The sequence below is a fragment of the Nonomuraea sp. NPDC003754 genome (genome assembly GCF_053605785.1).
Genome location: NZ_JBSGJX010000071.1, coordinates 1 through 21108, shown reverse-complemented (window position 1 = coordinate 21108; position 21108 = coordinate 1). Strand labels below are relative to the sequence as shown.

The following is a 21108-nucleotide window of genomic DNA, read 5'->3' as shown; positions in this document are numbered from 1 at the left end:
TGCTCGTTAACTTGATCTCTACGGCCGACGGGCCCGGATTTCCCATATGCTAATGATAAGAACTTATCCGCCGAATTTCAGGCGCATGACACTAGCGGTGGTGCGGCGGGTGAGGGGCCGTGCTGGGTGCGGTCTCCGGCCAGACCAGCAGGACGGAGCAGGAGGCGTGGTCGACGATGAAGCGGCTGGCGGGGCCGAGGCTGCGGGGACCGAGGTGGGTACGGTCGCCGTCGCGGGCGAGGATGAGCAGGTCAGCGCCTTCTGCGGCGGTCACGACTTCCCGTTCGACGCGGCCCGAGCGCTCTTGGCGGGTACACGGGCGTCCCAGCCGCTCGGCCGCGCCGGCCAGGAGCTGTTCGGCGGAGGCGGCGGCCAGGCGTTCCACGGCGGTGCCGGGGTCACGGTCGGGGCGTGCACGGCCCAGCAGTCCGGCGTAGGCGCCGTGCGCGGCGCCCGGCACCTCGTGGCCGGTGACGTGCAGCAGCACGATGTCGGCGTCTGCGGCTGTGTGGGTGCGCGCGGCGTCGACGCAGGCGGGCCAGGTGCCCTCCACGATCCAGACGATGACAGTCACGGTGTTCAGCCTCCGATCGCTTGGAGCGAGACCCACAGTGCCACCACCGAGAGCAGCAGGGCGGCGGGGACGGCGAACAGGCCGAGCCGGGTGAACTCGCCCAGCTCCACGTCAGTGTCGTGTCCGCGCACGATGCGCCGCCACAGCAGGGTGGCCAGGGAACCGGCGTAGGTGAGGTTCGGGCCGATGTTCACGCCGAGGAGGACGGCCAGGACGGCGCCCGGGCCGGTGGGGGCGGTCAGGGGGAGCAGGACCAGGACGGCGGGCAGGTTGTTGATGACGTTCGCCAGTACGGCTGCCAGTGCCGCGATGGCGAGGAGGGCCGGGAGTTCGGTGCCGGCGGGTATCGCGTGGCTCAGGGCGTCCGCGAGGCCGTTGTCGACCACCGCGCGCACCACGATGCCCAGGGCCAGGACGAAGGCGCAGAACGGCAGGGCCGCGGCCCGGACGATCGCCGTGGGGGTGGTGCGGCGCTGGGCCAGGGCGCGGGCCGCCAGGACAGCCGCGCCCGCGGCCGCCGCCCAGGCCGGGTTGATGCCGACCACCGAGGTCAGGACGAAGCCCGCCAGGGTGCCCGCCACCGTGAGCAGGGCGAACAGCGGTAGTTCGCGGGGCTCGTCGGTGGGCGGGGCCTCGGCGCCCGCATCCAGGTCGATGGCGAAGAAGCGGCGAATCACCACGTACTCGGCACCGATCGCGACCAGCCAGGGTAGAGCCATCAGGGCGGCGAAGCGGGTGAAGGTCAGGCCGCTGGCGGCGAAGACCAGCAGGTTGGTGAGGTTGGAGACCGGCAGCAGCAGCGAGGCGGTGTTCGACAGATGGATGCAGGCGTAGACGTGCGGCTTCGCTCGGGCGCCCAGCCTGGCGGCGGTGGCGAACACCACCGGGGTCAGCAGCACCACCGTGGCGTCCAGACTGAGCACCGCGGTGATCAGCGAGGCCGTCACGAAGACAAGGACGAGAAGGCGCCGGGGGCGCCCGGCCGCCCGGCGGGCCATCCAGGCACCGCAGGCGTGGAACAGCCCCTCGTCGTCGCACAGCTGGGCCAGGACCAGCACAGCCGCGAGAAAGCCGATCACCGGCCCCAGCCGGGCGGCCTCGGCTGCCGCGTGGTCGAGGGAGATCGCGCCTGTGGCGATGACCACTCCGGCGGCGGGGACGGCCACGATGGCCTCCGGCCAGCCCCACGGCCGGATCACCGCGCAGGCCAGCACCGCCAGGAGCAGGGCGACGGAGAGTGCTTCCGCGAGTGAGGCGTTCAGGGGCTAAGCCCTTCCGGGATGGAATCCTGACGCAACAGCAATGAGCGCTACACCACCGGCTCTCGGGGACCTGGTGCCGTACCAAGCGGGCGGGGCTTAGCGCCGTTTGCCCGGGTCCCCATGAAAGCCGTGGTCAGCGACGTGACTGCCCCTTTCTCCCTAACTTGGTCTACCCTCTCGATGGGTGTGTTCACGAGTGCAGCTGCCCCGTCGATCAGCCATATGAACCGCGCCGGGTTCCTTTAACGACATTTTCGGTCCGCCGCACCCTGATCCCCGAGGCCCCCACTTCCACGTCTCCCTGAGGCCCGCCTGGTGTCCGCCAGTTTAGGAACGGTCGTTCTTGACTGATTGTTCCTAAACTGGCTATGATCGCCACATGGGCCGACCGAGAGGTTTTGACGAGACCGAGGTGGTGCGAGCGGCGGCGGCGCTGTTCGCCCACCGGGCATACGACGGCGTCTCCATCGACGACCTGGTCGCCCACCTCGGCATACATCGCAACAGCCTGTACAAGATTTTCGGCAGCAAGCGGGGCCTGTACATGGCTGCCTTGCGGTGGCATGTGGAAAACCAGGTGCGTCCGCTGATCCTCGCGATCAGCGAGGCCCACGACTTCGCCGAAGCGGTGCGCCGGGCGCTGACCGTCCAAGGGGACGGTTCGGCCCTGGACCTGGTCCTGATGGCGGCGCTCGAACGCGCGCCGGCCGACCCGGAGGTCGCCGCCGAGGTCACCGCGGTCCTGGACGCCCTCGACGAGGCGCTTGCCGTCGGCCCGACCGGCGCAATCCCCACGCCGGCGCTGAGGGGCGCCCTGACCTCGTCGCTGCTCGGACTCCGGCTGCGCGCCAGGACGGCGTCATCCGGTGCCGGGCCCGAACAGGCGGGCGCCGCTCTGGCGCGACACCTTTTCCCGCACAATCCTGACCCTTCCCTATAAGGAGCATGAAATGGCACGAGTGCACATCGACGGCGACACGCTGGTCGTCGTGATCGAGGGGCTGGACAAGCTCTGGGCACTGAAGAGCCGTCTGACCATTCCCCTGTCCAACGTCCGCGGCGCCACCGCCGATCCGGGCATGATCAAGGAGACCAAGGGCATCCGCGCCCCGGGGACGCACCTGCCCGGCGTGATCACCGCCGGTACCTTCCACCTGGACGGCGAGCGGGTCTTCTGGGACGTCCAGAACCCCGCCAAGGCCATCGTCATCGAACTGGCGGATGAGCGCTACGCCCGCCTCGTCGTACAGGTCGACGACCCTCGCGCCGCCGTCGCGCTCATCGAAGGCGCCATCGACCAGGCCTGACCCCACATGCCTGGTCGCAAGCACGCTCTCGGGGATCGGTGTTCCTGAGGCGGCGGGGGCGGTGACCAGGTCGACCAGTTCCTCGGCCACGGTGCGGCAGGCCATGAGTTGGCCTTTCGTTAACGACGCTGCCACGAAGTACATCGGATGGCCGTTAGCCCTGGTCAGCGGCAATCCGTCGCGGATAGAAGCACGAGGTCGTCAGCGGGAGTGCCGACGAGCGGCGGGGTCGTGCTCGGCGGTGATGCGGGCGGAGGTTTCCTCGCAGGCGCAGCCTGGCGACATCTCCCGGCGGGCGGCGAGTGACGCCTCCCAGACCCCCGTGAGGGTTCGGTCGGCAGCGGCACCGGATGTGCCTCTTCCAGAGCCTTCTTCGGGTCCCAGTCGCTCGCCGCAGGGTCTGGCCGGCGCGGCCCGACCCCGCTGTTCTGGCAGCACGTGCGCCCGTACGGCGGGGTACGCCTCAATCTGGACATACGCCTGAGCATCGGGAACCAGGGCCCGTGAGCCCTCCGTCCCGGCCTGATCCGAAGCCTCGGCGGAGGATGTGTCCGGACACTTCGCCGACGATCACGTTGTGCGACTGTTGGGCCCTCGGGTAAGTGTCGCGTCATACGGCCCGAACGGCGGGCATCGTCGCAGGCCATCGTGCGCGATGACGACGACCGCCGAGCGAAGGCAGCCGCGCCCCGCTGTTGTAGCAGTTGGTGTGCAGGCGCCACTCGGCCGTCTTGATCGTCACCGTGGCGTGCTCGGGGATCTCAGAACCGCACGCGGTGCGGGTGCCGTCCAAACTCACGTGCACCTTCACCGAAGTGCGCTGCTCGGTAACAGTTGAGCGTCCTGTTTGGCCAGTTCGACACCAACACTGTCCACATATCGGTGTAGCGGCCGTCGACACGGCGCCACGCCGGCCAGGTCCAGGTCCAGGTCGTCATCACCACCGGGAGGTGGTGTCGGCCTCAGTCGGCAGCTCCCCGAACGCACGCTGTGCGGCGTGACCGGCACCCTGGCCAAGGTCGTTGTCCGCACGATGAATCACAGTGCGGGCAGGGGCTTGGATCGCTCGTTGTCGGCAGTCGCCCAGAACGCTGCCCGCCACGCCGCGGCGAGACCGTCGCGGCTCGCCTCGACGGCAGCGGCGGTGTTGCCGCCGGGAACCGCGACGCGGTCCACGATCTCGGCCAAGGGCGTCCCGTGATCCAGCAGCCGACTGACGGCGTCGATGCTCTGCGCGAGGAGTTGTTCGGCCAGACCCGGGGGTAGCGGCGCGCCGCGCTCGATCTGCGCTGCGATCATCGATTGGGCCACACTGGCCAGAAGTGCCGGACCGCACGATGCCAGGTCGGTGGCTGCCCGGCCCTGTCGCTCGCCGATCACGAACGGCCGGGAGAACCCCTGTAGCAACTCCGTCAACTCGGCAACGGCGTCCTCGCTCAGGCCAGGGCCGGGCATGAGCAGCGTCGCGCCCGCACCGATCTCGTTACCGACGCTGGGAATCAGCTTGGCAACGGGACAGGGAACCGAGTCCGCCAGCCTCGGCAGGGGCAGTGCGTTGTTAATCGTGACCACGATGTGCTCCGCCGAAAGTCGAGGACGCACAACGGCGAGCACGTCAGGAAGGTCCACGTTGCGCACACACAGAACAACCAGGGTAGCCCGGTCAGCCAAGTCGGCTGGCGGCAGCACCGTGGCGGTAGGTACAGCAGCGCGTACGCGCTCGATGCTGGATACCGACCGACCTGCGACGAACAATCGTGCCGGTTCGACTGCTCTGCTGAAGCCAGCGGCCAGAGTCAGCCCCATTCGGCCCAAGCCCACGATGCCCACAGTTCGTGCCGTCACGAGCACCATCGTCCCAGAATCTCGCTGCCGCCGTGGACCCGCTTGCCGCCTTGGACATCGATGCCACGATGGTTCCACGGGAATCCGGCTGACCTACGCGTCGCAACTGTTGCGGGTCCGTCTACTCCGTCCCCGCCCCCACCGTCGAGGCCGTCGCCGAGATCGCGGCCGAGCGGTGGGGTGGAGCGGCAGCGACGGCGAGGACTACTGCGGGCCATGCACCCGGGCAGCGTCATGACACCCGACGAGGCCGCCTGGGTCCGTGAACACGCCGGGACCCAGACCATGCGCAAGACGCACGCCGAGGTGCCCGGCTTCTACCTGGCCTGCGCCTGCCAGTGGACCGGCCCCTGCCTCAACTCCCGCGATCCCGGCCGGCACCAGCGCTGTCACATGGGCACGCCGATATACGAGTACGAGACGATCATCTCCGTGCGCGGCGGCCAAGGCGTCGCCGGCCTCCGTCAGCCGTACCGTTACCCCACGGCGAGCGCGACCGGCCGGCGTCCCTCCCACCTTGCGATGGTGTGGCTCGCCGGCCGCCGATGCCGTCGGGCGTGCTCATGTGACTGCGACCACCCGCGCGCCGACATCGCGCACGCACCCGAGCGCAACCTGGCCAGGCCGGTGCGCTACGAGCTGGTGCCCCTCCGGCAGCACCGAGGTGTAGATGTCTGAGGTCACCACGATGCTGCCGTGCCCCAGCGTGCCCTGCACCACCCGCAGATCCGAGCCTGAGGCCAGGGCGAGAGTTGCCGTACCGTGCCGTAGGTCGTGCAGCCGGATCGGTGGCAGGTTGCTGGCTTGCACCAGTCGGTGGAACCGGATGGTGAGGTAGTCCGGCCGGACCGGGGATCCATCCGTCCGGCCGAAGATCGGCCCGGATTCGTTCCAGGCGTCGCCCAGCAGCTGTCGTTGGGCGTGCTCGTGGCGGCGCAGTAGCCGGACCGTCTCGGGGTCCAGCCCGATGATCCGTCGGCTGGCTGCGGTTTTCGGTGGGCAGGCGATCAGCCCATCGTCGGCGTGCACCAGTTGCCGGCTCACGGTGAGCTCTCGCCGGTCGAGGTCCAGGTCCACCCAGTGCAGACCGGCTGCCTCGCCGCGGCGCAGACCGCGCAACGCGATCAGCTGCCACAGCGGATACAGCGGGTCGCCGCGGGCGAAGGCGAGGAACTCGGCCAGTTGCTCGGCGGTCCACACCGCTACCGCGGGCCGTTCGCCACTCCGCCGCCACGCTGCGACCCGGCGCTCGGTCCACACCTGTGGATACGGATGACGCGGTGCGGGCAGCCGGACCATCCGCGCCGGGTTGGAGGCCAGCAGGCCCTCACGGAGCGCGGCGTTCAACGCCGCGCGCGATGTCGCCCGATCCGGTGCAGGGTGGAGGACGCGATCGGCTCCCCGTACCGATCGCGGCGTCCGGCCAAGACGGTGAACATCCGTGCGACGTCGCGGCCGGCCAGCTCGGCCAGCTCGATCCGGCCCAGATGCGGGATCAGATACAGCCGCACATGATCGGCATAGGACTGGCGGCTGCTGGGCCGTAGGCGTTGCTGCATCTCCAGCCAGTGGCGCAGCCACCGCGCCAGCGTGCATTCCCCCACCGCCACATCGTTCCGATCGGCGTGATCATCTCACGACCCGCCTGGCGAGCCTGTTCGGCGCTGGCGAAGCTAACGCGCCGCAGCCGCTCCCGCCGCTCGGCCAAGCCGCTCACCTGCACCGCGAAGTGCCAGCTGCCGTGCCCCTCCTCGGCCAGCCGCACACAGCGCCCGCCGGCTTGCCTACCGGTGACCGCATCGGCACACCCGCACCGCTTGTAGACCACACACCGATCCCGATGACGTCTCATTGCCTTGCCCCTTCTTGATCGACCGCCAGAGCAAGACAACGCCGACAGGCACTCACCCACAACTGACACGAGCAAAACCCAGAGCGGGAGATCACGCCTCGTTCGAACTCCTCCAGCGACGGGGTGTCCGGCGGGCTCGCTCAGCCTGCCAACGTGAGGGGAGCTGCAGGGCACGGCTCGCCATATCCTGCAAGGCGATTTATGCAACCCTACTTTCGTTAATGGTGGGCGGAAATCGCATCTTGACATGCGCAGATGCGCAGTGATCTCCTCTTCCCCAGCGCATTAATGGAACCCATTTGCGAAATCAGCGGAGGTGTCTATGGCGCGCACGATCGGCGTACACGAGCGCAATGTTTCGACGCTCCGACGGTTCAATGAGGCCGCCTGCCTGGTGCGAGTCCGCGATGACGGCCCACTCACGGTCAGCGAGCTGGCGCGCATCTGCGGGCTGTCCAGGCCGACAGTGGAGGCGGTCATGCAAAGCCTGCTGAGTGCGGGGGTGGTGGAGCAGGACGAGCCCACGGTCCTGGAGGGCAAGTCCGCGGGCAGACCCGCCAGGCGATACCGCTTCCGGGGGGCCGCGGGGCATGTGGCGGGCGTGGAGGTCGCCCAGAACTGCATCCGGATCGTGATCGCCGACCTTGCTGGTGTCGTGGGTGTTCGTAGAAGCTTCCCTCTTACGGAGCGTGGCGCCGAGCTGATCTCGGTGCTGCGTGCGGCCATGGACGACTGCGCGGGCGATCTGGGCTTGCGCCGTGGTGATCTCCATGCGGCCGGAATCGGCTTCCCTGGGTCGGTGTCGAGCGATGGGCGCCTGGTGACCTCGGCAGCACTGCCGGAGTGGGTCGGGGTGGATCTCGTGGCCCGGCTTGGTGCCGCCACGGGCTGCCCGGTGGTGGTCGACAGCGCGGTCAACTGCGCACTGGTGGCCGAGCACCAGATCGGGGTCGCCCGGCTGCATGACGATGTGGTGCTGGTAACCGGCTCGGCCGATATCAGCGCTGCGATCCTGCTCCAGGGGCGCCTGCACCGGGGGCGTTTCAGCAGGGCGGGCGATCTGTCCGGCAGCCAGCCCGTGGAGGGCGTGGCATCGCTGATCCGCGCCGTCGATCCGGAGCTGGTGGTTCTCGCCAATCCCCTGGCGGACCTGCCTGTGGAGGACACGGGTGACCGTACCCCACCCAAGATCGTCACCAGCTCGCTCGGTGAGGACGCCGTCGCGCTGGGCGGATTGATCAATGCCTATCCGATCGCCATGCAGGCCACGGTCGGATCGCCCGACTCACCCGTGCCTGCGATCATCTTCGCCGAGGCTCCTACTCCCGTGAGGCGATCTCAGCCGGAAGCTCCCTCACCGGTGCGTAACCGTCCGGCCACCCGACTGCGCTTCGGCGTCGTCGGGATCGGCGCCAGGGCGGGAATCGCGACCTGGGCGCACGACGACAGGATCGGCAAGGTGGTCGCCGTGGCGGACCCCCGGCGTGAGACCGACGAGCGGGCACGCACCCTGTTCGGCCCCAAGGTCGGCGTGTTCGCTGACCACCGCGATCTGCTCGACCAAGGGCTGGACGCGGTCTTCGTGACCTCACCCGATGCCACGCATGCGCAGGTCAGCCAGACCTTCCTGCGTGCGGGCGTCCCCGTCTACCTGGAAAAGCCCCTCGCCACCACCACCGAGGACGCTGACGCCATCCTCAGCACCGCCTACGAGACAGGAACCAAGATTTACGTCGGACACAATGTCCGGCATATGGCCTTCGTCAGGCTGATGCGGCAGATCATCGAACGCGGCGAGATCGGTGAAGTGAAGGCCATCTGGTGTCGGCACTTCGTGGGCCACGGCGGCGACTTCTACTTCAAGGACTGGCACGCGGAGCGGGACAACGTCAACGGACTGCTCGTGCACAAGGGCGCCCACGACATCGACATCATGCACTGGCTGGCCGGCGGATACACCACCGAGGTCGTCGGCATGGGCGACCTGCGGATGTACGGCGAGCTGGACGCCCGCCGCACCGAGCGCCACCCACAGGACCTCAACGACGACCTGGCCACCTGGCCCCCGCGCGCCCAACGCGGACTGAACCCCGTGATCGATGTGGAGGACATCTCCATGATCTCGATGCGCCTCGACAACGGCGTGCTCTGCTCCTACGAGCAGTGCCACTTCACCCCCGACTACTGGCGCAACTACACCGTGATCGGCACCGAGGGCAGACTGGAGAACTTCGGCGACGGCGACGGCGGCGTGGTCCGCGTGTGGAACCGGCGACACGCCTACAGCGCCGACGGGGATCTGGTCTACCGGATCTCCGGCGACGCGCGAGGCCATGACGACGCCGACCAGCTGACCGTCTGGGAATTCCTGGATTTCATCACCGGCGACGTAGCGACCGACACGACGCCGTTGGGTGCCCGGCAGGCCGTCTGCACGGGCATCGAGGCAACACAATCGCTTCGATCCGGCGCCCTACCCCGCACCGTGCCACCGCTCTCCCCAGAGATCGTGGCCTATTTCGAGAACCACCAACGGGTCGCGCCATGACCCTTCTCGCTCGCATCCGCCGCGATCGGACGATGCTGCTGCTGATCTTGCCCGGCCTGCTCAGCCTGCTGATATTCAACTACGTCCCGATGCTCGGCTACGTGGTCGCCTTCCAGGACTATCAGCCGTTCCTCGGCTTCTCCGAAAGCCCGTTCATCGGCCTGGAGAACTTCACCTACGTGCTGACCGACCCCAGCTTCTGGAGCGCGGTCAGGAACACGATCGAAATCAACCTGCTCCAGCTGCTGCTGTACTTTCCCGCGCCGATCCTGTTAGCACTGCTGCTCAACAGTCTGGCCAGCAATCGGATCAAGAGGCTCATGCAGAGCGTCGTCTACCTGCCGCACTTCGTGTCCTGGGTCGTGATCGTCGCGCTGTTCCAGCAGACGCTGGGCGGCAGCGGATTCATCAGCGGCTTCCTGGCCGAGCACGGCGTCAGCGCCTTCAACGTGATGACGGACCCGGACCTGTTCAAGCTGCTGGTGACCGCCCAGGTGATCTGGAAGGACGTCGGCTGGGGCACGATCATCTACCTTGCCGCGCTGTCCAGCATCGACGTGGGGTTGTACGAGGCGGCCGCCGCCGACGGCGCGGGGCCGTGGCGCCGGATGTGGCACATCACGCTGCCGGGCATCCGGTCGGTGACGGTGCTCCTGCTCATCCTGCGACTGGGTGATCTGTTGTCGGTCGGATTCGAGCAGATCCTGCTGCAGCGCAACAACGTCGGCCCAGACGCCGCCGAGGTACTCAACACCTGGGTCTACTTCCATGGCGTGATCAACGGGGACTGGGGGACCGGCGCCGTGGTCGGGCTCATCAATGGCCTGGTGGGAGCCCTGCTCATCTTCGTCGCCAACAAGGTCGCGCACAGGCTCGGTGAGCAGGGGGTTTACCAACGATGATGGAGCGACCCAACCGCGCCGCTCAAGGCGCCAAGGCGGTCACGCTGACCGCGATCTTCGTGATCGCCGTCTTCCCGTTCCTGCTGGTGCTCGGAACCAGCCTGGCCAGCCGAGAGGAGATCGTCGCCAACGGCGGCTACGTCCTGATCCCGCGGCATCCCACCCTGGCGGCATACGCGGAGATTCTCTCCGGCGGCGTCGTCGGCCGGGCCGTACTCGTCAGTATCGGCATCACGATCGTCGGCACGTTGCTCAGCCTGGCCACCACCGTGGCCATGGCCTATGGCCTGAGCAGACCCAGCGTGGTGGGCTCGAAGGCGATCCTCATGGTGGGGCTGCTGACGTTCTTGATCAGCCCGGGCATCATCCCGAGCTACCTGTTGGTCAAGCAGTTGGGCCTGCTCGACTCCTACTGGTCGTTGATCCTGCCGAACCTCCTGGGCGCCTTCAATCTGGTCATCCTGCGGGCGTTCTTCATGAAAATCCCGCGCGAACTGTTGGACGCGGCTCGCATCGACGGCGCCGGTGACCTGAAGACCCTGCGCGTTGTCGTGCTACCGCTGTCGAAGGCAGTGATCGCCGTCGTCGGGCTGTTCCAGGCGGTCGGTTTCTGGAACTCCTTCTTCGACGCCCTTCTCTATCTCAACGACGCCTCGAAATGGCCCCTGCAACTGGTGCTCAACACCTATGTCCTCAACAGCAAGAAGCTACCGGGCCAACTGGTGAGCAGCGCGCACATGCCGCCGAGCCAGGCGCTGCAGATGGCGATCGTGGTCATCGCCCTCGTCCCGGTGCTGGCCGCCTACCCGTTCCTGCAGAAGCACTTCACCAAGGGCGTCTTGACCGGCGCCGTCAAGGGCTGAGGAGTCCCCGTGAACCGTCGATCCATGCTGGGTCTGCTCGCGGCTGCCCCGCTACTGGCCGCCTGCTCCACCCCGACCCGCTCGGGCAGCGGAGCCGCGGCCTCGGCCAAGGTCAAACTGCCCACCTATATTCCCTTCCAGGGGCCAACCCCCGACCTGCCGGGAAACGCTCAGGGATTGGACCCTGCCTACCTCAAGTTCCCCAAGCGCCTGGTTGACTCCGTCAAGGGGATCCCCGCCGGCGGCCAGCCGATCACCGCGCTCGGGTGGACCGACTCGGCAGTTCCACCGCCGATGAGCAATAACGCCTTCTGGCAGCAGCTCAACACCCGGCTCGGTGCCCCGTTCAAGTTCGACATCACCAGCGACTACCCCACCAAGTTCAACACAATGATCGCCGGCGGCGACATCCCCGAACTGGTCTGGTTCCCGCCCAACCAGGGGTTGACCAAGGTGGCCGAGCTACTCGAAGCCAAGTTCGCCGATCTGACGCCCTACTTGTCGGGGGACGCGGTGAAGGCGTATCCCAACCTGGCCAATCTGGGTGACTTCGCCTGGCGTACCGCGATCATCAACGGCCGAATCTGGGGCCCGCCCGTCTCTCACGGAATCTTCGGTCAGATCTACGAATGCAACAAGGCTCATTGGGACGAGGTCGGCGGCCCGCAGTGCGCCACCATCGACGAGTTCGTCGGCAAGTTGAAGGAACTGACCCGTCCCGCGCAGCACCGTTGGGCGATGGCGCCCGTTGGGTCCAACGACGTGGTCCGTTTCGGCGAATTACTCGGCATGCCCAACACCTGGCGGCTCAACAAGGACGGCAGCCTCACCTATTACTTGGAGACCGACGAGTACGCCCAGGCGCTCGAACTCGTCCGCAAGGTCGTCGAGGCCGGCTGCTTCCACCCTGACCAGAACGCCGACCCCTACGAGGTGCTCTTCCCGCAGGGAACCATCTCCACGCTGGTCGACGACATGCCCGGATTCATCCTCGCACCCCGTAAGTACAAGGACCTGGAGATCGCCGGGATCGTTCCATTCGGTGACAAGGCCGTCTACCACCTGGGGTACGGCTCCCTCGGCTTCACCGCCATCAACAAGAGCGCCTCACCCGAGCGCGTGAAACAACTGCTGCGTGTGCTGGACTTCCTGGCCGCCCCGTTCGGCAGCAGCGAGTGGCTCTTCCTGCACTACGGAAGCGAGGGCGAGCACTTCACCTTCGACAAGGACGGCCTGCCCCAGCTCACCGAGAAGGGCGCCAAGGAGACAACACTGAACAACCCGATCGGCTACCTGTCGCAGGGGCCGGAGTTCATCTACGCCAAGGGCGCCGCCTACACCTACGACATCCAGCAGAAACTCCTGAAGATCGCCATCGCCAACCCCGTCGCCGGCCACTATTCCGACACAGCCGTCAGCGGCCGCACCAAGCTTCCGATCATCGGGGATCTCGTCACCGACATGATCCTCGGCCGCAAACCCCTCACTTATCTGCAGACTCTGCGCTCGGACTGGAAACGACAGGGCGGCGACAAAATCCGCGAGGAGTACCAGCAGTCGATCGCCAAGGGCGGCCCCTCGTGAAACTCCACTGGGCCGGCCGTGACGAACTCGACCGCGTCGCCGAGGCCAGGACCCGCAGCTTCTCCGCCGACGGCACACCCGTCGAAATCGAGGAAGACCCCAGGGGAACATCCTGGCTGCTCGCCGAGGAGGACAACGTCCCGGTCGGCACAGCTACCAGTCTCAGCTTCACCATGTGGGTGCGCGGTGCGCCGCTGCCCTGTCAGGGCGTCGCCGACGTCGGCACAATCAAGACCTGGCGGGCCGGCCGGGGAGTGGCATCCGCCCTCATGCGCGAACTGCTGTCGGCCGCCCGCGACCGGGAGTTCGCGCTGTCCGCGCTCACCCCGTTCCGCGGCTCGTTCTACGAACACTTCGGGTACGGCTTCGCCGAACGCCGAGCGGACTGGACCATCCCCACGACCATCCTGCCCAGAGGAGATCACACCGACCTGCGGTTCTACCAGTCAGATGATCTGGACCCGCTGACCGAGGCCATGCGCCGCCGCACCGAGCGGGGCCAGGCAGACATCGAGCGCCTGCCGCCCGTTCCAGGCAACGGCTTCTTGGTGGTCGACCGGGTCGGCGACGGTCCGATCCGCGGCTGGGCCCGGTTTCGCGGGGAACAGCCCATCCTGCGCGTGACCGAGATCGGATACGACGACGCCTCCGCGCTACGACGCATCCTCCACCTGCTGGCCAGCCTGCGCGACGAGTACAACACCGTCAGGCTCACCACCCAGGCCGATCAGCCGATGCACCGCCTACTCGGGGAATCGCAGATCGTGCATCACACGCTGTTCCGCAACCACCCCACCGCCGAGGTCAGGCCGTACAACCGCCTGCAGGTCAGGATCATCGACCATGTCAGGGTCCTCCGGGCCCTGCGCCTGAACACGACCGCGGAAGGTAGCACGGTCGTCGCGATCGGCGAGCCCGAGGGGAACATCACGACCCTCCAGCTCGACTTCTCCGATGGCCGCGTGGGAGCCCGGGCGTGCTCGGCTGAGCCCGACATCGAATGCGCCGCACCCGTCTGGGCTGCGGTGCTGCTGGGCGATCTTCAGGCATCGCGCGCCGCGGACCTCGGCCTCATCACCGTTCACGACCACCAGGTTCTCCGCATGCTCGACACCCTCGCCGTGGGCCCCGCGCCCTTCTGTCACGAACACTTCTAAGGAGCCCCCGATGCGCCGGATCTTAGGCACCCTCATGCTCGCCGCCGGACTGCTCGCCGTACCGTCGACCGCGTCGGCTCAGTCAACCTGCACGAGCAGAGAGCTCAACCTCGTCGCCCACCACGACGACGACCTGCTTTTCCTGAACCCGTCGATCTCCGACGCGATCCGCGGCGGAGCCTGCGTGCGCACCGTCTTCCTGGTGGCCAGCGACTACCACGACACCGACAGGGAAGGATACGTGCTCGCCAGGGAGCGCGGCGTGCGCGCCGCCTACGCCCGCATGGCCGGACTGCCCGAAAGCGCCTGGACCTCTCAAGAGATCACCGTCAACGGCCACAACCTGCTCGAATGGCGACTCGGCGACCGGCTGTCCATCCTCGAAGTCCGGCTCCCCGACAACGGCTCCGCCTACGACGACATCACCTACGGCAGCACCCGCGCCCTCTACAACGACGGCGCCACGATCCCCGACTTCTACCGGCGCAACACCTACACCCGCGCTGATCTCACCGACACCCTCATCGCCGACCTCGACGCGTTCCGCCCGTCGGTGGTCAACACCCTCGACCCCAGCGCCGACGTCCACGACGGCGATGAGTACCTCGACTTCCACCACGACCACGTGATCATCGCCCGGCTGGCGGGCGACGCCGTGGCAGCCGCCGCAACCCATCCGCAGGTCCGCTACTACCGCGACTACCCCAACCGGTACGCCGCCGCCAATCTCTCCCAGCAGGCCATCGACGACAAGCTGGCCACGTTCCGCACCTTCGCGATGCACGACATGGACATCTGCCCGTCGTCCGACCCGAGCCAGTGCGTCACTCAGGGCTTCTACTACGTCCTCAACCACAACCAGAACCGCGCCACCACAACCGCGATGCTTCCGTGGATCCCCGCCACGCCGGGCGCACCCGGCCACTTGGTTCCCGCCACGTTCGCCCACCAACGCCTGACCGTCTCCTCCGGCCAATGTCTGACCGTGCCGGGCGCCCTCAACGACAACGACCTGTCCGACGGGGACCACGCGGCTTTGGGCACCTGTGACACCACCGCGTTCACCCTGGTCCAGCAGACCCTCAAGATAGACAAGACCAATGAGTGCTTCGGTACGGCCGGCGCAGCAGTGATCGTCACCCAGTGCACCGACTCCGCCGACCAGAGGTGGTCCTATACGGATCAGGCGTTCAAAAACATCCAGACCGGCAAGTACATGTCCACAGGCCCTGGGGGCACCCTCGTCCTCGGCTCCACCCCCGTGCGCATGACGCCTGCATCTCCGTGAAAAGGATCAAAACCATTTCCGATCTACGACTCGGAGCCCTCGGATTCGGCCTGCGTGGCAGTCTTGCCCGCGAAGCTCACCGTCCGGGGGCCGGAGCCCTCATCGCCGCCGTCTGCGATCCCTCGGAGCGCGCGCGTCGCCGCGCCCTGGAGGCGTTCGGCGAGGAAGTGATCACCGTGCCCGATGTCGAGAGCCTCGTGCGGCTCGACCTCGACGGGGTGCTCGTCCTATCCCCAGATCGGCTCCACGCCGAGCACGCGGAGACACTCCTGGAGGCGGGAATCCCGGTCTACCTGGAAAAACCGATGGCGATCACGGTCAGCGATTGTGACCGCGTGCTCGCCACCGCGCGCCGTACAGGAACCAAGCTGTACGTCGGGCACAACATGCGGCACATGCCGTTGGTGCTGCAGATGCGTGAGCTCATCCAGCGCGGCGAGATCGGCGAGGTCAAAGCCGTCTGGTGTCGGCATTTCGTGGGTCACGGCGGCGACTTCTACTTCAAGGACTGGCACGCCGAGCGGGCCAACACCACCGGCCTCCTGCTGCAGAAGGGGGCGCACGACATCGACGTCATCCACTGGCTCGCAGGCGGCTACACGCGCAGAGTCAGCGGTATGGGAGGCCTCACTCTCTACGGTCAGATTACCGACCGACGAGACAACTCCGACCGTTCCATGTGGGACTGGTACGCGCCGGACGCCTGGCCTCCGCGGATGCAGCGCGAACTCAATCCCCTCATCGATGTCGAGGACCTCTCGATGATCAACATGGAGCTCGGAAACGGGGTCTTCGCAACGTACCAGCAGTGCCATTACACGCCCGACTACTGGCGCAGCTACACCGTCATCGGCACCGAAGGCCGGATCGAGAACCTCGGTGACGGCGGCGACGGATCGGTCATCCGACTCTGGAACCGGCGCACCGACTACAACGGTGAAGGGGATCTCACGATCCCCATCCGCCAGGAATCAGGAGGTCACGGCGGCGCCGACACTGCGATCATCACCGAGTTTCTCCGCTTCATCTCCGCCGGAGGACCTGCTACGACCTCGCCCATCGCTGCCCGTGAGGCCGTGGCGACAGGGCATACAGCCACCCTGTCGCTCCGTGGCGGCGGTGGTGCCCTAGATGTGCCGCCCCCCTCCCACATGGACATCGACTACTTCGAGCCCGACACAAGCTGGGAGCGGCAACCTAACGGCTGATCTTGGTAGTTGAAGCGGGTCAGAGGCAGGAGGGGCGGTCTGGAAGGCGTTCACGAGCGCCTTCCAGCGCATGATTCGTCTCCGCTCGATCGCGTGAGGTCACGGGGGCTCCATTGGCCGCCGATCAGCACGACGGGGTCCGGAAGCGCAGTGGCCGCCTATCTGGACAAGTTCGTGTCAGTCCACAGCCCCCGGGCACGCAGTCCGGCGAGCGCCACCTCACCTCTAAAGAATGCGTCTATTCGCAGCTCGCGGCGAACCTGCTCACGCTGCAGGGTGCGGCTATCGGTGAATGGCTTGAGACGGAGCCCAAAGACGCACTTACTGCGCAAATCGGATGGTCAAGACCATGCAATTGACATGGGCACACCCCCACCGATGTCATCGATACATGCTCGGCGCATGTAAAACCCCAGGTCAAACATGGCATGGAAGAGTAGGCGGTTGGCTTGATCAATGCCGTCTGATGCCGCGCCGTACCGCATTCTGTCACTCTGACCGTGATTGCCCCCCTGCCGACGTGCCGGACCGCGGGGCTGAAGGCCTTCAGCCAGGCCGAGGCAGAGCTGGAGACGACCCTGGCCGCGCACGCGTGGAATTCCGGGGACGGGCCGACCGAGATGTTCCAGTACGCGGTGCGCTGGCTGCGCGAGAACGACGTGCTGCTGCCGGGCATCACGACGCTGACCCGGATGGTGGCCCGGATCCGGGAGGAGCAAACCGAGCGGCTATTTCGCGACTCTGGCTGCGATGCCGACGTCGGAGCAGGTCGAGGTGCTGGAGAAGCTGCTGGAAGTGCCGCCGGGCAAGAAGATGACCGAGCTGGAGCGCTGGCGCCAGGGTCCGTCTAAGGCGTCCGGGCCCGCGATGGTCAAGGCCTTGCAACTGGTGGAGGAGATCCTCGGCGCCGGACTGTGCCGGTTGGAACTGGATGCGTCGATGCCGCTGCGGCGGGTGCTGGAACTGGCCAAATACGGGCTGACGGTCCGCTCGCGCAGCTGAAACGTCATCCGGACGCACGCCGGCTGGCCACGCTCGTGGCGACGGCGCGCTGTTCGAGGTGCGGGAGATGATCGAGGCGGTCGTGCCGCGCGGGCAGCTGCGCGAGGCGGTGGAGGTGGTCACGGACATGGTGCCGCCGCCAGCCGCCGACGACGACGGCGGCTGGCGAGCGGAGATGGCCAGCCACTATCCGACGGTGTCGGGCTTTGTGAAGCTGCTCACCGGTGTGATCAAGTTCGACGCCAATCCCGAGGGCGAACGGGTACTGGCCGCGAGCGCCGACAGGTGCCGGTTCCAGGTCGCGGCCGCCGTGCCGGTCCAGCGGTCCATGACCGCGGCGTAGTCCTCCGGCGCGAGGTCGGCGACCGGCCGGTACCCGCTCATGGCGGCCAGACGGGTGAGGGTCTTGGCGTAGGTGTCGCGGGTGGTCTTGGTCGGCAAAGCGCCGAGGAAGCGGTCGATGGCGGCCGCGACGCTCCCGCCCGCGGCCGGACCTGCCAGGCCGGCCGAGTCGGGCGCGCCGGGGAACGCGACGAGGGACACGGTGCCTCTCCTTCCCACCGATCGATCAATGTGACAGGTAACGCTCTTGAGCTGACCCGCCACCGGCAGGCGCTGAGCTGTGCCTGGCCGGCACAGCCTTCCAGATTGACATTGCTAGCTATTTCAGTCATGTTTGAAATAACTAGCCAACAAGTACGGAGCAAGCCATGGAACACGTGACCTTCAACAGCCTCGGCACCCGCTGCGCGGGTGATCTCTACCTGCCCGAAACGAGCGAACCGGTCCCCGGGCTGGTGCTCGGGCACAGCGGGGTGATGGTCAAAGAGGCGCTGGCGTTCTTCGCGCCGTACTTCGTGAAGGCCGGCTTCGCGGTGCTGGCCATCGACTACCGCACGGTCGGTTCCAGCGAAGGCGAGCCGCGCGGCCTGGACCACCCGGAGCGGCAGGTGGAGGACTTCCGCAGCGCCGTGTCCTACCTGCAGACCCGTCCCGAAGTGCAGCCGGAGCGGATCGGAGTGTGGGGCGTCAGCATCGGCGGCTCGGTGGCGGCCCAGGCCGCCGTGCTCGATCGGCGCATCAAGTGCGTCGTGGCGCAGAGCCCCAGCGTGTGGAACGGATGGCGCTACCTGGAACGCCTCCTGGGCCGTGCCGGTGTCCACGCGCTGCGCGACCAACTGTAGCAGGACTGGCAACGGCGCTACGAGGGCGAGCAGAGCGCTCGCGTGCCGCACCTGGCGCTGGACCACGCCAGTGTGAAGGACGCCCCCGACATGTCGACCCGCCTGTTTCCCACCTATCGCAACGAGAAGACCCTCGACTCAGCCGAGCACCTGCTCACCTTCGCACCGGAGAACCTCATCCACCGGCTCGCACCGACGCCGCTGTTGATGATCGCCAACGGCGGCTGGGACCCGTACCACATGCTCGAGGAGGCGCAGAGCGCCTTCGACCGGGCGGGAGAGCCCAAGCGGCTGGCGGTGCTGCCCTACGACGTACTCGGCCTCTACACCGGCCCGGGCCTGGAGGAGGCCATGGCGCTCGCGATCGACTGGTTCGACCTCTACCTGCGCGAGACCCGGCTCGCGGACATCACCCCCACACCCACCTACGAGTCGGTGGCCGCCATGACACAGTGAACCGGCACACGATCGACAACGGAGGACCGGACGATGAGCACCGAGGAACAGCGGGACCGACTGCTTCAGTGGGTGGAGCGGGTGGCCGCCTTCTGCGTCGAGGAGTGGGGGCTGCCGCCCATCACCGGACGCATCCTCGGCTGGCTCATGATCTGCGATCCGGCCGAGCAGTCCGCCGGGCAGATCGCGGAGGCGATCTCCGCCAGCCGGGCCTCGCTCACCTCGAACATGCGCTTCCTCACCACCATCGGCCTGGTCAAGAAGGTGAGAAGGCCCGGCGATCGCGTCTCCTACTACCGCATCGAGGACGACGCCTGGCAGAAGGTCATCCAGCGCAAGCTCGAAAGCCTGAGCGCGTTCGGCGAGATCGCCGACGAAGGGCTCAACATCGCGGGCGGCGAGGGGCACCGCACCGAGCGCATCAAGGCCGCCCACGACTCCCTGACGTGGCTGCAGAACCTCGCGGCCCGTCATCCGCTACGCCGTTAAGGAATCTCCATGCACCGCTGGCAACCCCAGCTCGGGCTGATCCAGGAAACGCTGCTACTCACTCTCCACGCCAGAGCCCTGGACGCCGGGCAGCCCAGCCCGATTCTCGACGACACGTTCTCCGCAGACATGGCCGGCAACATCGATTACGACTTCGGCAAGCTGAAGGTCAAGCCCAACCTCGTCCTCACCACGGCACTGCGCGCCAAGAAGCTCGACGGCGTCATCCGCGCCTACATCGCCGCTCACCCCGGATGCGTGGTGCTCGACCTGGGCTGCGGCCTGGACACCCGGATGTTCCGCTGTGATCCCCCGCCGAGCGTCGACTGGTACGACATCGACTTCCCAGAAGTGGTGCACCTGCGGGCCGAATGTCTGCCCGGCCGTTCCCACCTGGTCGGAGCCGACCTCACCAGCTCCGACTGGCTCACCGCCATCCCCGGTGACCGGCCGGCGATGATCGTCGCCGAGGGGCTGCTCCCCTTCATGCCCGGCGACTCCTTCCAGGCGATGACCCGCGCGCTGGCCGGCCATTTCCCTTCGGGCGAGCTCGCGCTCAACGGCTACACCCGCTTCGCCGCCTGGGCCATGAAGTATCACCCGACCATCAAGGCGCTCGGCATCAGCGCCGCCCAGGGCTTCGACGACCCGCACGAACCGGAGTCCTGGGACGCCGGCCTCGAACTGATCGAGGAGCAGATCCTCACCCGCGCACCGGAGGTAGCCCGGTTCCCGCAACCGCTTCGCGCGCTGACCCGTCTCACCGCCCGCAGTACGGCCTTGTCGCGGCAAGGGGCCCGCATTCTCCGCTACCGATTCTGACCGACCCCCGCCCGCGGCAGTCGCGACAGACATCGTCCTTCGGCTCGTGAACGTGCCGCCGACGGCGGCTGGGCGGTGGCACGGAAACCAACACGAGTGCGCCCGCTCAACGAAGATCGCCCACTATCAGCGAGCCGGGCGAACGAGCCTTAGCGTACGTTTCCGTTCCCCCACACTCCGAGGGCCAGGTCCGGCAAGGACTTCGAACTCCGCCGCGCGGACACGCGCGTCCTGCTCCGGCGCCGGGGCTGGACCTGGGGGCGCGTACCCGTCGAGGGGCAGGCGTCCGGTCCGGTCAACGCCAGACATACCACGCTCCCCGGCAGCACCCCGGCCGCGTCGCCTGTGGGCGCTGGGCGTACAGCCGGACTTTTGTCTGCCGGCCTATGAATGGTGCTCCCAGGTCTTCGGCAAGGTGATCAAGGGGTCCTGCCCCTTTCTCCCGTACTGGTCTGCCTCCCATGAAGAGATCATCTTTACCGCGCGCCATAGTCACTCACACCTCAAGGCCGCCGGCGTCACCCGTGTCTTCTCCGAGAAGATCTCCACCCGCGCCACTACCCGGCCCGAGCTCGACAAGGCCGTCGCCCTGGCCCGCGAGCTCCGCTCGGCGAACGTTGCGGTCACACACGTGGTGCACGAGCACAAGCGGCTCGGCCGCGGCCTCGACCGAGCACTACGCCCGCACGCTGAAGTTCTGGTGCGACAACCTGGACGACAACTGGGAGGACGCCCTCCAGGAGGTCGGCCAGGGCACCGCCAGGG

Annotated in this window: 22 protein-coding genes; 16 read left to right on the top strand and 6 right to left on the bottom strand. The window is 67.3% G+C overall.

Annotated elements, in window-relative coordinates:
* Nucleotides 1–91: 91 nt before the first annotated feature.
* Together ACWEVS_RS43920 and ACWEVS_RS43915 are read right to left on the bottom strand one after the other, a co-directional pair.
* Nucleotides 92–574 carry a universal stress protein gene (locus ACWEVS_RS43920; protein WP_449931590.1) on the bottom strand — a complete coding sequence of 161 codons (483 nt, stop codon included), beginning with the start codon at nt 572–574 and terminating at the stop codon, nt 92–94.
* A gap of 5 nt (nt 575–579) precedes the next feature.
* Nucleotides 580–1788 (bottom strand): SLC13 family permease, encoded by a 1209-nt coding sequence (locus tag ACWEVS_RS43915; RefSeq protein WP_452419711.1) that lies wholly within the window; start codon nt 1786–1788, stop codon nt 580–582.
* A gap of 427 nt (nt 1789–2215) precedes the next feature.
* On the opposite strand from ACWEVS_RS43915, the gene ACWEVS_RS43910 reads away from it, so the two are divergent.
* The gene (locus ACWEVS_RS43910) at nt 2216–2776 is read left to right on the top strand and encodes a TetR/AcrR family transcriptional regulator (protein WP_449931594.1); all 561 of its coding nucleotides are present in this window, start codon (nt 2216–2218) and stop codon (nt 2774–2776) included.
* A gap of 10 nt (nt 2777–2786) precedes the next feature.
* Nucleotides 2787–3143 carry a hypothetical protein gene (locus ACWEVS_RS43905; RefSeq protein WP_449931595.1) on the top strand — a complete coding sequence of 119 codons (357 nt, stop codon included), beginning with the start codon at nt 2787–2789 and terminating at the stop codon, nt 3141–3143.
* 610 nt (nt 3144–3753) lie between these two features.
* Here the strand turns inward: ACWEVS_RS43905 and ACWEVS_RS43900 are convergent.
* From ACWEVS_RS43900 to ACWEVS_RS43885, 4 genes are all read right to left on the bottom strand, one after another.
* Complete coding sequence (locus ACWEVS_RS43900) at nt 3754–3942, bottom strand: hypothetical protein (RefSeq protein ID WP_449931596.1); 189 nt, start codon at nt 3940–3942, stop codon at nt 3754–3756.
* Between the two features lie 239 nt (nt 3943–4181).
* Nucleotides 4182–4997, bottom strand: a complete 816-nt coding sequence (locus ACWEVS_RS43895) for a pyrroline-5-carboxylate reductase family protein (RefSeq protein ID WP_306871805.1) — start codon at nt 4995–4997, stop codon at nt 4182–4184.
* 552 nt (nt 4998–5549) lie between these two features.
* Nucleotides 5550–6335, bottom strand: a complete 786-nt coding sequence (locus tag ACWEVS_RS43890; protein WP_452556920.1) for a site-specific integrase — start codon at nt 6333–6335, stop codon at nt 5550–5552.
* Entirely contained in the window at nt 6332–6592 is a 261-nt protein-coding gene (locus ACWEVS_RS43885; protein ID WP_452556918.1) for a tyrosine-type recombinase/integrase, read from the bottom strand. The genes ACWEVS_RS43890 and ACWEVS_RS43885 overlap by 4 nt, the downstream gene beginning before the upstream one ends.
* A 570-nt stretch (nt 6593–7162) precedes the next feature.
* On the opposite strand from ACWEVS_RS43885, the gene ACWEVS_RS43880 reads away from it, so the two are divergent.
* From ACWEVS_RS43880 to ACWEVS_RS43815, 14 genes are all read left to right on the top strand, one after another.
* A complete protein-coding gene (locus tag ACWEVS_RS43880; protein ID WP_452556916.1) occupies nt 7163–9388 on the top strand; it encodes an ROK family protein in 2226 nt (741 codons plus the stop codon).
* Complete coding sequence (locus tag ACWEVS_RS43875; RefSeq protein ID WP_452556914.1) at nt 9385–10290, top strand: ABC transporter permease; 906 nt, start codon at nt 9385–9387, stop codon at nt 10288–10290. Before ACWEVS_RS43880 ends, ACWEVS_RS43875 begins: the two co-directional genes overlap by 4 nt.
* A 59-nt stretch (nt 10291–10349) precedes the next feature.
* Nucleotides 10350–11153, top strand: coding sequence for a carbohydrate ABC transporter permease (locus tag ACWEVS_RS43870; RefSeq protein WP_452556912.1), 804 nt, complete (start codon nt 10350–10352; stop codon nt 11151–11153).
* Nucleotides 11154–11177: 24 nt separating this feature from the next.
* Entirely contained in the window at nt 11178–12737 is a 1560-nt protein-coding gene (locus ACWEVS_RS43865) for a hypothetical protein (protein WP_452556910.1), read from the top strand.
* Complete coding sequence (locus ACWEVS_RS43860; protein WP_452556908.1) at nt 12734–13894, top strand: GNAT family N-acetyltransferase; 1161 nt, start codon at nt 12734–12736, stop codon at nt 13892–13894. The genes ACWEVS_RS43865 and ACWEVS_RS43860 overlap by 4 nt, the downstream gene beginning before the upstream one ends.
* A 10-nt stretch (nt 13895–13904) precedes the next feature.
* Nucleotides 13905–15182: an RICIN domain-containing protein gene (locus ACWEVS_RS43855; RefSeq protein ID WP_452556906.1), complete on the top strand. Its 1278-nt coding sequence runs from the start codon at nt 13905–13907 to the stop codon at nt 15180–15182.
* A complete protein-coding gene (locus tag ACWEVS_RS43850; protein WP_452556904.1) occupies nt 15179–16390 on the top strand; it encodes a Gfo/Idh/MocA family protein in 1212 nt (403 codons plus the stop codon). Before ACWEVS_RS43855 ends, ACWEVS_RS43850 begins: the two co-directional genes overlap by 4 nt.
* Nucleotides 16391–16890: 500 nt before the next feature.
* Nucleotides 16891–17241 (top strand): DUF4158 domain-containing protein, encoded by a 351-nt coding sequence (locus ACWEVS_RS43845; protein ID WP_452556902.1) that lies wholly within the window; start codon nt 16891–16893, stop codon nt 17239–17241.
* Nucleotides 17141–17392 (top strand): hypothetical protein, encoded by a 252-nt coding sequence (locus ACWEVS_RS43840; RefSeq protein WP_452419725.1) that lies wholly within the window; start codon nt 17141–17143, stop codon nt 17390–17392. Before ACWEVS_RS43845 ends, ACWEVS_RS43840 begins: the two co-directional genes overlap by 101 nt.
* Before the next feature lie 67 nt (nt 17393–17459).
* Nucleotides 17460–17735 (top strand): hypothetical protein, encoded by a 276-nt coding sequence (locus ACWEVS_RS43835; protein WP_452419723.1) that lies wholly within the window; start codon nt 17460–17462, stop codon nt 17733–17735.
* Between the two features lie 367 nt (nt 17736–18102).
* On the top strand, nt 18103–18576 hold the full coding sequence (locus ACWEVS_RS43830) for an alpha/beta hydrolase (RefSeq protein WP_452556900.1): 474 nt from the start codon (nt 18103–18105) through the stop codon (nt 18574–18576).
* A gap of 42 nt (nt 18577–18618) precedes the next feature.
* Nucleotides 18619–19032, top strand: a complete 414-nt coding sequence (locus ACWEVS_RS43825; protein ID WP_452556898.1) for a hypothetical protein — start codon at nt 18619–18621, stop codon at nt 19030–19032.
* 33 nt (nt 19033–19065) lie between these two features.
* The gene (locus ACWEVS_RS43820; protein WP_452556896.1) at nt 19066–19521 is read left to right on the top strand and encodes a GbsR/MarR family transcriptional regulator; all 456 of its coding nucleotides are present in this window, start codon (nt 19066–19068) and stop codon (nt 19519–19521) included.
* Between the two features lie 9 nt (nt 19522–19530).
* Nucleotides 19531–20343, top strand: a complete 813-nt coding sequence (locus tag ACWEVS_RS43815; protein WP_452556894.1) for a class I SAM-dependent methyltransferase — start codon at nt 19531–19533, stop codon at nt 20341–20343.
* The last annotated feature ends 765 nt before the right edge of the window (nt 20344–21108 follow it).